This is a genomic window from Truepera sp. (assembly GCA_032027045.1).
GTDB lineage: Bacteria > Deinococcota > Deinococci > Deinococcales > Trueperaceae > JAAYYF01.
This window is the reverse complement of record JAVSMU010000001.1, coordinates 176,081-189,578: the sequence shown is the minus strand read 5'-3', so window position 1 is coordinate 189,578 and position 13,498 is coordinate 176,081. Positions and strand designations below refer to the sequence as shown.

Annotated in this window: 12 protein-coding genes; 4 read left to right on the top strand and 8 right to left on the bottom strand. The window is 69.0% G+C overall.

Annotation, left to right across the window (positions count from 1 at the left end):
* Positions 1-2 precede the first annotated feature (2 nt).
* Together ROY82_00790 and ROY82_00785 are read left to right on the top strand one after the other, a co-directional pair.
* Entirely contained in the window at positions 3-1,034 is a 1,032-nt protein-coding gene (locus ROY82_00790; GenBank protein ID MDT3681000.1) for a hypothetical protein, read from the top strand.
* A 31-nt stretch (positions 1,035-1,065) separates the two neighbouring features.
* Positions 1,066-1,263 carry a DUF4177 domain-containing protein gene (locus ROY82_00785; protein MDT3680999.1) on the top strand — a complete coding sequence of 66 codons (198 nt, stop codon included), beginning with the start codon at positions 1,066-1,068 and terminating at the stop codon, positions 1,261-1,263.
* A gap of 28 nt (positions 1,264-1,291) precedes the next feature.
* Here ROY82_00785 and ROY82_00780 read toward each other — a convergent pair whose 3' ends face one another.
* Positions 1,292-2,440 (bottom strand): COX15/CtaA family protein, encoded by a 1,149-nt coding sequence (locus ROY82_00780; GenBank protein MDT3680998.1) that lies wholly within the window; start codon positions 2,438-2,440, stop codon positions 1,292-1,294.
* 221 nt (positions 2,441-2,661) lie between these two features.
* Here ROY82_00780 and ROY82_00775 point away from each other — a divergent pair, with 221 nt between their 5' ends.
* Complete coding sequence (locus ROY82_00775) at positions 2,662-2,964, top strand: rhodanese-like domain-containing protein (protein MDT3680997.1); 303 nt, start codon at positions 2,662-2,664, stop codon at positions 2,962-2,964.
* A gap of 36 nt (positions 2,965-3,000) precedes the next feature.
* Here ROY82_00775 and ROY82_00770 read toward each other — a convergent pair whose 3' ends face one another.
* The 3 genes from ROY82_00770 to ROY82_00760 all read right to left on the bottom strand — a co-directional run bounded on the left by ROY82_00770 (position 3,001) and on the right by ROY82_00760 (position 6,376).
* Complete coding sequence (locus tag ROY82_00770; protein ID MDT3680996.1) at positions 3,001-3,900, bottom strand: NAD(P)-dependent oxidoreductase; 900 nt, start codon at positions 3,898-3,900, stop codon at positions 3,001-3,003.
* 70 nt (positions 3,901-3,970) lie between these two features.
* The gene (locus tag ROY82_00765) at positions 3,971-4,222 is read right to left on the bottom strand and encodes an Rdx family protein (GenBank protein MDT3680995.1); all 252 of its coding nucleotides are present in this window, start codon (positions 4,220-4,222) and stop codon (positions 3,971-3,973) included.
* A 273-nt stretch (positions 4,223-4,495) separates the two neighbouring features.
* On the bottom strand, positions 4,496-6,376 hold the full coding sequence (locus ROY82_00760) for a molybdopterin-binding protein (GenBank protein ID MDT3680994.1): 1,881 nt from the start codon (positions 6,374-6,376) through the stop codon (positions 4,496-4,498).
* A 290-nt stretch (positions 6,377-6,666) separates the two neighbouring features.
* On the opposite strand from ROY82_00760, the gene ROY82_00755 reads away from it, so the two are divergent.
* Positions 6,667-8,619 carry a BTAD domain-containing putative transcriptional regulator gene (locus ROY82_00755; GenBank protein ID MDT3680993.1) on the top strand — a complete coding sequence of 651 codons (1,953 nt, stop codon included), beginning with the start codon at positions 6,667-6,669 and terminating at the stop codon, positions 8,617-8,619.
* A 3-nt stretch (positions 8,620-8,622) separates the two neighbouring features.
* Here the strand turns inward: ROY82_00755 and ROY82_00750 are convergent, their stop codons facing one another.
* The 4 genes from ROY82_00750 to narH are packed head-to-tail and all read right to left on the bottom strand — an operon-like array spanning position 8,623 to position 13,497.
* A complete protein-coding gene (locus tag ROY82_00750) occupies positions 8,623-9,729 on the bottom strand; it encodes a tellurite resistance/C4-dicarboxylate transporter family protein (GenBank protein MDT3680992.1) in 1,107 nt (368 codons plus the stop codon).
* A 59-nt stretch (positions 9,730-9,788) separates the two neighbouring features.
* Positions 9,789-11,237, bottom strand: a complete 1,449-nt coding sequence (locus ROY82_00745) for a respiratory nitrate reductase subunit gamma (GenBank protein ID MDT3680991.1) — start codon at positions 11,235-11,237, stop codon at positions 9,789-9,791.
* The gene (locus ROY82_00740) at positions 11,234-11,953 is read right to left on the bottom strand and encodes a molecular chaperone TorD family protein (GenBank protein ID MDT3680990.1); all 720 of its coding nucleotides are present in this window, start codon (positions 11,951-11,953) and stop codon (positions 11,234-11,236) included. The genes ROY82_00745 and ROY82_00740 overlap by 4 nt, the downstream gene beginning before the upstream one ends.
* Positions 11,953-13,497 carry a nitrate reductase subunit beta gene (gene narH / locus ROY82_00735; GenBank protein ID MDT3680989.1) on the bottom strand — a complete coding sequence of 515 codons (1,545 nt, stop codon included), beginning with the start codon at positions 13,495-13,497 and terminating at the stop codon, positions 11,953-11,955. Before narH ends, ROY82_00740 begins: the two co-directional genes overlap by 1 nt.
* Position 13,498 lies beyond the last annotated feature (1 nt).

The window sequence follows — 13,498 nt, the reverse complement described above, 5'->3', positions numbered from 1 at the left end:
GCATGATCAACCACCGTCGTTCTTTCGCGACCGCGCGCGCTCGCGTAGCGCTGACCACCCTCGTGGTGGCCGCTGTACTCGCCGGCTCGGCCACGGCACAAGAAGTCGGCCACGTGTACGACCCGGCCTCGTTCGAAGCCGAGGCCCGGGCGTTCACAGGGAGCAGTTACCTGGCCGTAAACGTCGACGAGCTCGAAACGGCCATCGAGGCCCACCTGCCCGCCACCGACTCGGTGTTCCTGGCCTCCGGAAGCCTGAGCCCGTTCGCCAAGGCGCTGCTGGCGCTTCAGGCCGTCGACGGCACCTTGGAGCACACCCGCCACCACGTGAGCGTACGTGTGCTGCTTGCCGAGCAGCCTCCGGCGGCTTACCCGGTGCCGTTCGTGTTCCTGCAGGTCGATCGCTACAACCTCGGCCCCGCCATCCGCGACGAGCTGGTGGCCGAACTGGGCGAGGACCGCGTTGCGCCGGCGGCCGAGTTCGGCGAGGGGCCGCACGTGTCGTGGCGCTTCGTCATGCGCCGAGTGATGGGGCAAGAGGCCGCCCTGTTCACGGCCGTCCGGGCAGAACTCAGCGAGGAGCAGGCAGGTGCGGCCGACTGTCTCGGCATGGCGTGCCTGCTCCCTTATGGCGGCACCGAAGAGATCGCCGTTTGGCACGAGGTGGAAGAGGTACACCTGGGAGCCGAACTGGACGGCCTGGCTTATCCGGGAACGGTGGACGGCCTGGCCCGCCCTGCGGCGATGCTCGACCTGGTCGCCGCTCGGGCGCACTTCGACCCGTACGAGTCCGAGGTCACGGGTAGCCACCTGCTAGTCGCGGAGTTCGTGCTCGAGGCGGGTCTGGCCCAGGACCAGGTCATCGAGCTGGCGCTACGGCAGGGCCACCTGCTCGACGACTCGTTGGCCGCCGAGTGGCAGCGGCTGGTGGCACTGCCGGGGATGGGTGAGGCGCCCCAGTTCTACGCGGCGCGGGCGTACGAGTGCCGGCGCGGAGACGGCGGCTTCGCCGCTCCTGGGGAATACTGCCCCTAGTGCGGGGCCCCGTACTGAAGGAGGTAGGACCGTGCAAAAGTACAAGTACGAGTTCGTACGAGTCGATTACACCTTTCTGGCAAAGAACCGGATGGCCCCCTACAGGGAAGAGGTCGAGCGTCGCGCCGCCGACGGTTGGCGCTTCGTCACCTCGGTACTGCCACCTGACTTCATGACGGGCGGGAAGTTCGAGTTGGTCTTCGAGAAGGAAGTGTCGGAAGCGGGCTGAGAGATCGCCGCGCCGCCTTGCGCCGGGTTCAGCGACTCGAGGGGGCCGCGGCGGAAGCCCGAAGCCGCTCAGGGGCCTCACTCACCGCCGGGGCGCGCGCCGCCAGGCGCAGACGCGTGGCGCGGTGCAGCCACAGCAGCCAGGTTCCGAAGAGCACGAGGGCGGTGGCCTGATGCGTGGCCGCCAGATCGATGGGTACGAACGACAACAGCGTGGCCACCCCCAGCGTCCCCTGAACCAACACCAGGGTCGCGAGCACCGCGGCCCAACCCAGCTCCAACCGGCCGCCAGGCGCGCGCCGGCCGCGCAAAGTAGCCACCACTAGCCCCAAGGCCATGGCCAACAGCAACAGCGGCAGCGTGCGGTGGATCCACTGCACCGTGGCGATGTTGTCGAGCAGGTTGCGCAAGGGCGGATCCAGGCGCCAGGCGGCCGGCGGCCACCAGCCTCCCGCCATCAGCGGGTAGGTGTTGAAGGCCAGGCCGGCGTCGAGTCCGGCGACGAACGCGCCGTAGGTCACCTGCAGCACGAGGATGACGCCGAAGGCCACCAGCCAGCCGTACAGCCTGCTTCGCGACGCCTCGCGCCGCTTCGGCAGCAAGTCCGCGGCCGTCCAGAGGCAGAACGCGAAGATGGTGAACGCCAGCAGTAGGTGCGCCGCCAGGCGCTCGTGCGCCACAGACGGCCTGTCGACGAGGCCGCTCGCCACCATGAACCAGCCCATGAGGCCCTGCAGCGCACCGAGACCGAACAGAAGCAGCAACCGCCGCGCCAGCGGCCCCTTCAGGTAGCCCCGCGCCCAGAAGAACAGGAACGGCACGAGGAAGACCACGCCGATGAAGCGGGCCAGGAGCCGGTGGGCGTACTCCCAGTAGAAGATGGTCTTGTACTCCGCCAGCGTCATGTCGGGCCGCAGCTGCCGGTATTCAGGGAAACGCTGGTACTGCGCGAAAGCGTCCTGCCACTGCGCCTCGTTGAGCGGCGGCACCACGCCGACGAGCGGCTCCCACTCCACTATCGAGAGGCCCGACTGCGTTAACCGGGTAACGCCCCCGACCACCAACATGGAGAACGTGAGCGCCGCGCCCAGCCAGAGCCACACGACCACGTGGCGTCGCCGAGCGGAGTTCAGGTGGGCACCTAAGGGAAGGGTTTCGAGCGTGCTGGTCTCGTTCACTCTAGAGAACTTTACCCCCGTGGGGAGTGGGCGGTCGTCGGCTTACCACCTTGCGCGAGGCATCGGCCTCACCGAGAACCGGTCGCTCGCGACCGTGACCGGCTTACTCCCTCGCGCGGAGTATCGGCTGATCAAACCACCATGGCGCTTGAAGGCAAACCGTTACTCCGGGTGTGTCGCCGCCCACGCCCGGCGCGCGACCTCGAACATAGACTGCTCGGATGTTCCTCGAGATCTTGCCTCAAGACGTAGCCGCGTGGCTCGAGCGCCGCGCCAAGGTGGTCGACGTGCGGGAGCCGTGGGAGTTCGCCGGCGGCCGCGTGCCCGGATCTGTCAACGTGCCGCTCGGCGAGTTCATCGCGCGCCTGGGCGAGCTGACGTCGCCGCTCGTGCTGGCGTGCGCCAGCGGGGTGCGCTCCGGCGCTGCAGCCGACTACCTCGACCGCCACGGCTTCGGCGAGGTGGCCAACTTGGTCGGCGGGATGCTTCTGTGGGAAGACGCGGGGTTGCCGGTCGAGAAGTGAGCCTCGGTACCCGTTGTCGCGGACGGTAGTTGAGCCTCAGTACCCCTTAGCGCGATCGATGACGTTGAGCAGCGGCTCGCCGGCCAACAGCCGCCGCACGTTCTCGCGCACGAGGCCCTCTCCCCCGATGGGCCGGCCACCCGCCGCGTGGGGCGAGATGATGACGTTCTTGAACCCCCAGAGCGGCGAGTCGGCGGGCAGCGGCTCCTCGGCGAAGACGTCCAGCGCCGCGCCACCGATCTCCTGGCGCTCGAGTGCGCGCACCAGGTCCGCCTCGTTGAGGCAGTCGCCCCGGCCCACGTTCACTACCCAGGCGTAATGCGGTAGCTGCGCCAGCCGCCGTGCGTCAAGCACACCGGCGGTGGCGGGCGACGCCGGCAGGATCATGACGAGGGCGTCGGTCTTGGGCAGCAGCTCGTCCAGCTCGGCGTCGGTGACGACCGGGTATCCGGCCCTCGTGCCCGCCCGGGTGGCCACGCCCGTCACACGTGCGCCGTGCACCTTAAGCATCGGCGCCAGCGTGGCCGCGATGCTCCCGAACCCCCAGATCGTCACGTGCGAGTCTTTCAGGGTCGTGAACACGTCCGGGTTCCTGTCGGGCTGCGCGCCTCCCAGCTCGCCGGGCCAACGGTGCTCGTGTTGGGCGTCGCGCATGATGTGCAGCCGCCGCGCGGCGGCCAACAGCAAGGCGACCGTGTGCTCGGCCACGGGCCAATCGTGCAGCCCGCGGCCGTTGCTGATGGGCACCCCCTGGCCGAAGCCGGCGGCTATCAGCGTGTTCGACCCGGCCATGAGGCCCTGGACCAGCCTCAACCGCTCGAGCGACCGAGCGGCGTGCCGCAACTCATCCGGCGGGTTGAGCCACGCCACCAGCACCTCCGCGTCGAAGTGCTCCTCGGGAACCGGCAGTAGCGGGTCGTAGCCGACGTAGTCCACGCCCTCCTGTTGCCGCGCGAAGTCGAAGGCGGCGTTGGTGGGGAACAGTACCTTCGTGGCGCTCGCCGCCCTACTGCGCAGTTGCGCCGGTCACGCGCTGGTCGATCGCCTCGAGCAGCGCGTCGAGCTCGAACTCCTCGGGCTTGGTGTAGACGCGCTCGCCGTTGACGTCGATCGTGAAGATGCCGTGGTCGCCGGGCTTGAGAGTGACGCCGCCAAGCTTCTGGCCGAAGCGTTCTAGGATCGACTTCTGAACGTCGAGCGCCCGAGGAAGGTGGCCGCAGGGAACGCAGTACTGGATGTGGACGGTGTGGTTGGACATGGTGGGGGTCCCTTCTGTGAGTCTGCTACCAGGATAGGTGAAGGGGCCGGTGCTGGGGGTAGTGACGAAGCATGGCAGTCGAGCCCCCCTAACCGTCCGCGAGCAGGCTGACGGGCGTCGGCGCACCTTGGTCTGCTCGGGTGTCGAATTCGCAGGGTTGTTGCGTGCGCGTACTTCGGAGCCTAGGGGGGTCAGGAAGCCGTGGAGCAAGTCAGCGCCAAGTTACTTGGACGGACCCGCCTGGCCTACCCCACCTGGCCGCGTCAACGGCCTCTAATCCTCTAGCTGCGCCGCTCGGCCCCAGCTCTCCTCGAACACGAACTCCGACTGCGGCAGGCGCTGCCGGGGGCGCGCGTCCTTCTCCCGCGTCCTGTCATCGAGGGCGGCCGGATCGCCCGGCCTGCCGATGGCCACCAGCACCGCCACCCGGTACCCGGCAGGCACACCGACGGCGTCGCCGGCCGCCTCGGCGTCGAAGCCGTCGAACGGGTGCGCTAGCAGCCCGTCCGCGGTCGCCTGGATCAGGAGGTTCTCTAGCGCCAGGCCCACCTCGAGCAGCGTCAAGTGGTTTGGCCTCGGGGGCTTCTCGGGGTGCTCGAGCAGTTCCTTCGCCGCCAGCAGGAGGAGGTGAGGCGCCTGTCGAGCCCAGGCGTTGTTCGGCCGCAGGGTGTCGGTCAAGCGCGCGAACGCCGGCCCGCCGCGGTGCGCCAACACGAAGCGCCACGGTTGTGAGTTGCCCGCCGAAGGCGCCCAGCGCGCCGCCTCCAGGGCGCGGGCAAGCAGTGTGTACGGGACCGGCCGAGAGTCGAACGCGCGCAAGCTGCGCCGTGCCGCTATCGGGAGGAGGAGCCCGCCCGCGCCGGGTCCAGCTGCAGCCTCGGACCCGCGAACGGGCTGGGGTGCGGCGCGCGGGTGCCCCAACCACTCGAACCGCACCTCGGAACCGGGAGGGTAAGGGTCCGGTGCCGGTTCGAGGCGCACCAGGGCGTCGGCGGACGCCGCCGCGAAGACGTCGGCCGAGCCACGCTCGGCCGCCGGCGTAACCTGCCAGCCGGTTTCGCTCCCCTGAATCCGGCAGAGCCTGAACGTGCTACGGGTGCCGCTCACGGTGATCGGTTCGGTCAGCACTCCCGCCGAGGTCGGCGGTTCGGGGTCGAGGCCCATGCTCACGCGGATCGCGGGGCGAACGTAGCGGTGAAAGCCGAGGTGGGCCGACAGTGGGTTGCCTGGCAGGCCGAAGATCAGTTGGCGGGCCCGCGGGTTCGAGCGCGGCCTCGCGAAGGCCTTCGTCGCGAACAGCAGTGGATGCCCCGGCTTCTGGCGCACCCGGTGGAAGACGGTGGTTGCGCCGTACGCGGCGATGGCCTCAGGTACCAGGTCGTAGCGACCGGCGGAGACCCCGCCGATGGTCAGGATCATGTCGTGATCGGAGGCGGCCTCGAGCGCTGCCCGCAACGCGCCGAGCTCGTCGCCGGCGTGCAACTGCGTGACGGCCTTGACGCCGCATAGCGTAGCCATCGCCGCGAGCATCGGGCCGTTGCTGGAGCGGATCTGCGCGGCGCCGGGCGTTGCTGCCGCAGTGACCAACTCGTCCCCGGTCGAGATGACCGCCATGCTGGGAGGGCGCCTTACCCGCACGGCCTTACGGCCCACGCTTGCCAACAACGCCAACCGGAGCGGCTGCACCTCCTGCCCCGGCATCAGGATCTCGCTGCCGGCACGGCATTCGGACCCCCTCGGAGCCACGTTCTGGCCGGGCGTGACGCCTTGGGGAAGGCGGACCTTGCCGTGGGCTTCGCCGACCGCTTCGACGGGCACGACCGCCTCCGTTCCCGCTGGGCACGGGGCTCCTGTCATGATCGCCACGACCGCGTCGTGGGGCAGCGCGATGCTCGCGACGTGACCTGCCGCCACTTCTCCTGCGACCGGCAGCTCGCGCCCGGCATCGGCCACGCGGACGGCGAAGCCGTCCATCATCGCCCGGTCGAACGGCGGATAGTCGCGGTCGGCCACGACGCTCTCGTCCAGAACCGAACCCAGCGCCCTGGCGAGCTCGACCTCGACGGCACCCAGCGGCGCCGCGGCGGCCAACACCAGCTGCAGGGCCCTATCGGGGTCTACGTTCCTAAGTGGCTCTGTTCGGGCGGGCGCCATCGGTCCAGGCCTCCACGCTTACCAGCGGCTGAGTCTCGTGCGGAACCTACCCGGCCTATTCCTGCGCGTTGCCCGGCCGGACCACCCCAATATACTGCCGGCCGACGAGCTGCCGGCAGGCGCCCACTTGGCAGCGGGCTCGGGCTCGGAAGTCGGCCCCGTGCTATCCTTCCCGCACGAAGTGAGTTCGCTCGGTCGGCCTGGACGCCCTTCGGCGCCGGATACGACCACGGAGTGCCGGCCTAGGTGGACTCCACGAAGAGCCAGCAGCGTGAAGCTGGAGGCACGACGTGGTGCGAGCAAAACCGACGCTGGACGCCGAGCAGCGCATCGTCGACCTGGACGGCGGCGCAGAGGTTCTACTTGGCGCCACGCGGACGCAGGAGGAGGCCGGGCAGCAGTCGGCCGGACCACCAACCGCCCCGGGCACCGTGAACCCGTTGGCTGCTCTGGCCAGTATCACGACGGCCCTGTCCGTTGACGGCCTCGAGGCCGGCCTGGAGCGGTCGCTCGAGCTCATCCGCGAGACCACGGGCGCCGAAGTCGCCGACCTGTTCCTGTCCGAGCCTGGCGGCCTCGGAGCGGTCCTCACCAGTCATAAGGGCCCATTCCGACGGGCCTTCTGCCAGCTGGTTCGCTTCGACCGCGGCGAGGGGTTCCCGGGTCTGGTACTGGCCAGTGGCGCCCCACTGCTGAGCGACCGCTTGCAAGGCGACCCTCGCTACTTGCGTCAGCAGGTGAAGGACGCGGGCTTCAAGGCATACGTTTGCGCTCCGCTCCACCACCACGGCGAGGTGCTTGGCGCAGTCGGGTTGGCCTTCCGCAACGCGGCCGTCGACGCGGTGGAGCAAGCACGAGACTTCCTCATCCTGGTCGGCGGCCCGATAGGCACGGCCGTGCAAGCGACGCTGGCCGGGGCCTCCGCGGCCGCCCTCGACGTAGACCTCATCGGTGCTGGTCTGGAAGCGAACCTGGAAGACCTGGCCAGGCGGATGATGCTGGCCAGCGGCGCGGACGCGGGCGAGGCACGGTTGCTGGAGCCTGCCTCCGGAGCGACCGGCACGAGGACGACGGTGAGCGTCGGCGCCGGACCTGTAGCGCGTCGCACGCTGCCGCCTTGCGCGCCAGAGGAGTGCCCTGCCATCGTCCAGGGTCGGTGCGAAGTGCTCTACGGTAGCTCGGAAACCTGGCCCGCCCCCTGCCGGAGTCGGCACACCGCGGGCGGTCTGCGGCTCTGTGTGCCGCTGCTCAGCCACGGTGCGGTGTTCGGCCTGGTGAGCCTGTGGCGCCGAGAGCGCGGGAACGAGCCGCCGGGTCGCGACCTCGTGATGGTCGAGACCCTGGCGTCCTCCGGTTCGCGGCTCGTGGCCGGGGAGCGGCTCCGGGGCGACGCGGAGCAGCGCTCGCGCGAACTCCACCGGTGGCTGCTGGTGGCTCCCGGCGAGCCGCCACGTGCCGAACCCAGGGTGGCGCCACACCTGAGCATGCGCTGCTTCGGGTCTTTCGAGCTTCGGGTGGACGGTGCTCCGGTACTCCCGCATGCCTTCGGCCGCAAGAAGGCGCTGACCCTACTCAAGGTCCTCCTCACGCATCACGGTCGGCCCGTTACCAAAGACGCCTTGATCGAGGCGCTCTGGCCTGGCGGCGATCCCGCCACCAAGACGAGCCAGCTCTACGTTCTGGTGCACGAGCTGCGGCGCCTGGTGGAACCGTCCCGGATGGACGAGCCGACTGTCATCGTCACGGACGCCGACCGGTACCGCTTCGAACCCTCGGGTACCGCGCGCATCGACGCGTGGGAGTTCCGAGCCCTGGCGGAGCTGGGCTTCAAGTCTGACGAGCAAGGAGACGCGCCCAAGGCCATGGCCGCGTTCGAGGCAGCGGTCGCGCTGTACCGTGGCGACTACATGGACGACGAACCTTACGCCGACTGGTGCCAGCAGGAGCGCGAACTGCTTCGTGAGACCTGCCTGGAGCTGCTGCAGCGTTTGGCGGCTCTCACGGCCGCTGCGGCCGAATGGGGCCGCAGCGTGCGGTTCCTCCGCACCGCCGTCGAAGTCGATCCATTGCGGGAGCGGAACCATCGCGAACTGATGCAGGCCCTCTGGGTGGTCGGCCGCCGCGACGAGGCAGTGCGGCAGTACCATGTCTGCGAGGGCTTGCTCAGGCGCGAGCTGGGAGTGCCCCCGCTGGCCGAGACGAAGCGGCTCCTGGAGCAGATCCGCCTGCGGCCGCGCCCCTGACCGTCAGCGCGCCGGAACGCGGGCGGCCGCCGCGCCGGTGACCAGCGACCACGCCAGGCCGATGAACGTCACACACCAGGCCGCCAGCGCCACGTAAACGAACGCCCGCGGGACCGCCATGAGGAAGCCTAAGTGCATGGCGTCGGCCAGCCGCAAGGTGCAAAGCGTGTACATGCCCAACGGGAACACCGCCCCCCAATAGCCCGGGTCGTAGCGGAGCGGGAAGCCCTTGACGAGGTGCCGCCACAGCCCCATGACGAGCAGCATCGGGATCCACCACGTGCCCGTGGCCCAGAACAGCACGGTCACGCCCTTCAGGAACGGCGCCAGCGCCTCCAGCAGCGGCGCCGCGTTCTCGCCGTTGGTGATCATGAACGCTCCTGCCAGAGCGGAGATGGCCATGGCGCCCATGTTTATCCAGTAAGGCGGCGTCAGGTCGCGCGGCGAGAACGGGAAGAAGGTGTAGCGGTAGAAGATCAGGGAGATCATCCAGACGTAGAGCATGCCTCCCCACAACCACATGGAAAGCGCCATGAAGGTCAGCGGCAAGCGCAGTTGCGCCTCCACCACCGGCAACAGGCTCATGCTGAGCACCACCACCGCCTGCGTCGCCACCACCGCCAGCAGCCAGCCGCCGTTGATGCCTTCGGCAAGTGACGGCTTCTTCTCCTTGGTCACCAACGCGCTGAAGATGCTGAAGGTCAGAACCGCCCACAGGCTCGCGGCCACGACCCATAGGAGCTTGGCGGCGGCCCAGGCCTGCCACATGACGATGGCCTGAGAGCCGAGCACACCGGTGGCGGCGACGATGGTGAAGAACCCGGGTCCGGTCCCGTGATCGCTCAGGTCCGCCAGGAAGCTGGCGGGATGGCGGAAAAGGCGCGCCAGGGTGAGGCCCCAGAGCGCCGCGTACGCCAGCACGTTCAGGTTGCCGAGAACGCTGGCCGCCCCCGGCAGACCCAGTTCGTGGCACGCGATGGCCATGACCCCCGTGGCCATGACCATGGCGAAGTAGGACGGCGGGAGGATGCGAACGGCGGCATCGAGTCGCGTCAGTGCCTCGTGAGCTCGGTGGCGCGCCCCGCTCCTGGCCGCCGTGCGGCGCGCCATCGTCTAGTTGCCGCCGCCGGCCGGCGGCATAGCCTCCACCTCGCGGCCGGGTGATGCCGTCACGGCAGCAGGTCGTCTCGGAGGTAGGCCACCAGTGACCAGATCTTCTCCTGGCCGAGGCTTCCGAACGCGGGCATCTCCTGTCCCTGATCGCCCGGGATGCCGGCCGCTATGCGGTAGTAGAGCTGCGTGGGCGAGGTTCCGGCCTTCACCCGGCCCGCCGCCAGATCCGCCGGTCGCGTCGGCAGACTCGCTGCCGCGGGACCGTCGCCATGTCCCGTTGCGCCGTGGCAGGCGCTGCACATGGCCGCGAACGTCTCCCTACCGGCCCGCGCCTCACTCGCGTCGAGCGGTGGAACGGTGCCGATGTCCACCGTCGGTCCGGCCGTCGGCCTGCCCACCCAGAAGTAGTCGATGACCCCTACCAGGCTGTCCAGTTGGGCCTCGGTGAGGTGCCCGAAGGACGGCATCCCGGACACCGGCAGGCCATTGACGATCACATGGCGCAGGTCGGCGTCGGACGCCACGCCGTTGGTGGTCGAGACGAAGCGGAACTTGCCCTGCGTCAGGTCGCGAGGCGGCACGGCGAAGCTGTGGGAGTTTCGGCTCAACACCTTGGCGTCACCATGAGTGCCGTGACAACGGGCGCAGGAGCCGAGATACAGGGGGTAACCCTCGAGGGCGGCCACCGCGGCCGGGGTGCCCTCGTTCAGGGCCGCCGTGGCCTGCGCCGTCGGGGCTCCGCCCGGTAGCGTGGGGGTGCGCAGCACCAGCCCGGTCCCTAGCAGGAGCAGGAAGATGGTGCCGGCCGAGTAGAGCAGCACGGAGGTGTCGGTGCGCAACATCAGCTCGAAGCGGCGCTGGAACTTGCGTGTAAGGCCGCGCATCGACTGGTAAGGGCGTACCAGGTAGTTGATGGGCAACGTCCAGGCGTGAACGAGCTTGGTGAACGGGAAGTAGGCCAGGAGGGCGAACGCGAGGAACACGTGGAGCTGGGTGTAGAGCGGCGCCCCCACCATCAGCTCGGGCTCCGGCTGGAAGCGGAAAAGGCTGGCGAGCCAGAGCCCGGCGTTGAAGGAGGCGCCCCAGATCCACTGGGCCAGCGACTGGTAGAGCGCCAAGCCCATGATCGCGATGAGGAACAGGTGGACGCCGTAATCGTCATGCTGGCTCAGGGCCCGCACCTCCGGCACGGCCAGTCGGCGCAGCAACGCGATGATCGAGCCGCTTAGCGCCATCAGGCCACCGACGACGCCGATCCAGAAGAACGCGAGGACCCAGCTTCCCAGGCCGAGCACGCCACCCAGGATGCCGATCGTGTGCCCTACCAGCAGGAGCACGATGCCCCAGTGCAGCAGCAATGAAGCCACGCCCAGGAGGTCGCGCGCGAACATGCTGGAGGCGCGGGTGGTGAACTCGAAGGGCCGTTTGCGTAGCCGGATGAACGGCACCACGAAGAAGAGCGTGATGCAGACGTAGGGGAACACGGCCCATAGCAGCAGGTTCATGGTCGGGCCTCCTCGCCTCCGGTCGTGCCCCTGGTGCCCCCAGCGCTCCCGGCTGCTTCTACGAACGGTTTCAGCATCGGCAACTCCAGCGCCGACGGCTCGGCCTCCCAGGCAGGACCAGGGCAGCTAGCCGCGTCGTGCTCGACGAGCAGGGCCAGGCACTCGATGAGCCTGGCGTAGGGCGACTCGTACTTCTCGAGCTTCTGGCGCAGCACGGGTAGGGCCGGCGCGACGTGCCGTTCGAGGAGTCGGCGCCGCAGGCCGACCCCGTCCAACTCGCCTTGGGCCAGGGCCAGCGCGAGGAACTCGGCGACGAGGGGCAGGAAGTCTGCCATCTCGTTGCCGGCAGGCTCGAGCCCGAAATGGCGGTAGATGGCCTTGAGCTCGAGCATGTAGGCGTTGCGATCTGAGAGCCCGGCGCCGCGGCAGGAGCTCGGCTCCTCGAACATATAGGCGCCCAAGTAAAGCGGGCAAGTCGGCGCCAGCTCTAGCAGCGCCAGGTACTCGTCGAGGTCGTCGGCGCGCGGGGAAGCCAGGAAGGCGTCGATGGGCTCCGTGACCGCCGGCACCCCGTCGAGCACTCGCCGGCAGTCCTCCAGCGTGGCGGCGTCGCGCTCCTCCGGGTACAGGAGCAACTCGGCGATGAGCAAGTAGGCCGCGGCCAGCTGCAGTTGCTCGAGTCGAACGGCAGTTGAGGTGAGGGCTCCTGAGTGCATCAGTGTTCGACCCCCACGTCCGGCCCGTGAAAGGTGGTGCGCCGCTTGGGACCCTTGTCGGCGGTGAACTCGGCGAAGCCGGCGAAGCCGCGCTCGATGTACGGGGTGCTGGCGGTCTTCTCCGTATGGGTCGTGGGGACCACGAAACGCTCGTGGTAGTGGGCCAACGAGAGCAGGCGGTGCATGTGGCGCGCGTCCTTCACGGTGAGGCCTACGTCGGCCATGACGCGCTCGTCGACCCTGCCCTCGACTCGTTCGGAGCGGCGGAAGCGGCGGACTGCCAGTTGCCGCGCCAACGCCTTGCGCACCTCGGCCACGTTGCCGGCCGAGAGGAGGCTGGCGAGGTACTCCATGGGGATGCGGAACTCGTCGAGGCCGGGGAACAGCTCCCCGTCGCCGGTCATGTCGTAAGGACCCTCGGCGCTGTCGGCGCTGGCTACGGGGCTCTCGGGCGGGATGTAGAAGAGGCTGGGTAGTGTGCGGAACTCGGGGTGAAGCGGCAGCGCGATCTCCCAGTCGACCACCATCTTGTAAACCGGTGAGCGGCGGCAGGCGTCGAGCCAGGCCTCCGTCACGCCGGCCTCCCGGGCGGCCGCGATGACCTCGGGGTCGTTGGGGTCGAGCAGCAGGCCGCGGTGCAAGCGGACCAGGTCGGCCTCGGGGGCGTTGGCGACCTCGGCCACCCGGTCCAGGTCGTAGAGCAAGGGACCCATGTAGCGGATGCGCCCGGGGCACGCCACGAAGCAGGCGGGCGGCTGCCCGGTCTCGAGCCGCGGGTAGCACAGGATGCACTTCTCCGACTTACCGGTCCGCCAGTTGTAGTAGGTCTTCTTGTACGGGCAGCCCGAGACGCAGTAGCGCCAGGCGCGGCAGCGGTCCTGGTCGATGAGGACGACGCCGTCCTCCTCGCGCTTGTAGGCGGCGCCGGAGGGGCACGAGCCGACGCAGGCCGGGTTCAGGCAGTGGTTGCAGATGCGCGGCAGGTACATCATGAACGAGTCGCGGAACTTGAGGTAGGCGTTGCGCGCCTCCGGGGACATGTTCTTGAAGTTGGGGTCCGCCTCGCCGGTGCCGCCTACGAACGCACCGGCCGCGTTGTCCTCCCAGTTGACCGCCCACTCGATGTCGATGTCCTCCTCGCCGCTAATCTGCGACTTGGGCCTGGCCACCGGTTGGGAGAGCTTGGTGGGGGTGGCGGAGTGGAGGTCCTCATACGTGAAGGTGAACGGCCCCTTGCCGTAGTACTCCTCCATCTGGGGCATGACGGGGTTGTAGAAGAGGTTGAGCATCAACCAGAAGCGCGAGGCCTGCCTGAGCTTCGGTTTGTTGCCCCCCTCGTCGCGCGTCCAGCCGCCCCGGTACTTGTTCTGGTCTTCCCACGCCTTGGGGTAACCGACGCCGGGCTTGGTCTCGACGTTGTTCCAGAACATGTACTCGGCGCCCTCGCGGTTGGTCCACACGTTCTTGCAGGCCAGGGTGCAGGTGTTGCAGCCGAGGCACTTGTCGAGGTTGAAGACCATCGCCATCTGCTGTTTCACGCGCACG

Coding starts and splice junctions, on each gene's coding strand:
- ROY82_00790 (MDT3681000.1), top strand. CDS start 3: ATGATCAACCACCGTCGTTCTTTCGCGACCGCGCGCGCTCGCGTAGCG.
- ROY82_00775 (MDT3680997.1), top strand. CDS start 2,662: ATGTTCCTCGAGATCTTGCCTCAAGACGTAGCCGCGTGGCTCGAGCGC.
- ROY82_00765 (MDT3680995.1), bottom strand. CDS start 4,222: ATGTCCAACCACACCGTCCACATCCAGTACTGCGTTCCCTGCGGCCAC.
- ROY82_00760 (MDT3680994.1), bottom strand. CDS start 6,376: ATGGCGCCCGCCCGAACAGAGCCACTTAGGAACGTAGACCCCGATAGG.
- ROY82_00750 (MDT3680992.1), bottom strand. CDS start 9,729: ATGGCGCGCCGCACGGCGGCCAGGAGCGGGGCGCGCCACCGAGCTCAC.
- ROY82_00745 (MDT3680991.1), bottom strand. CDS start 11,237: ATGAACCTGCTGCTATGGGCCGTGTTCCCCTACGTCTGCATCACGCTC.
- ROY82_00740 (MDT3680990.1), bottom strand. CDS start 11,953: ATGCACTCAGGAGCCCTCACCTCAACTGCCGTTCGACTCGAGCAACTG.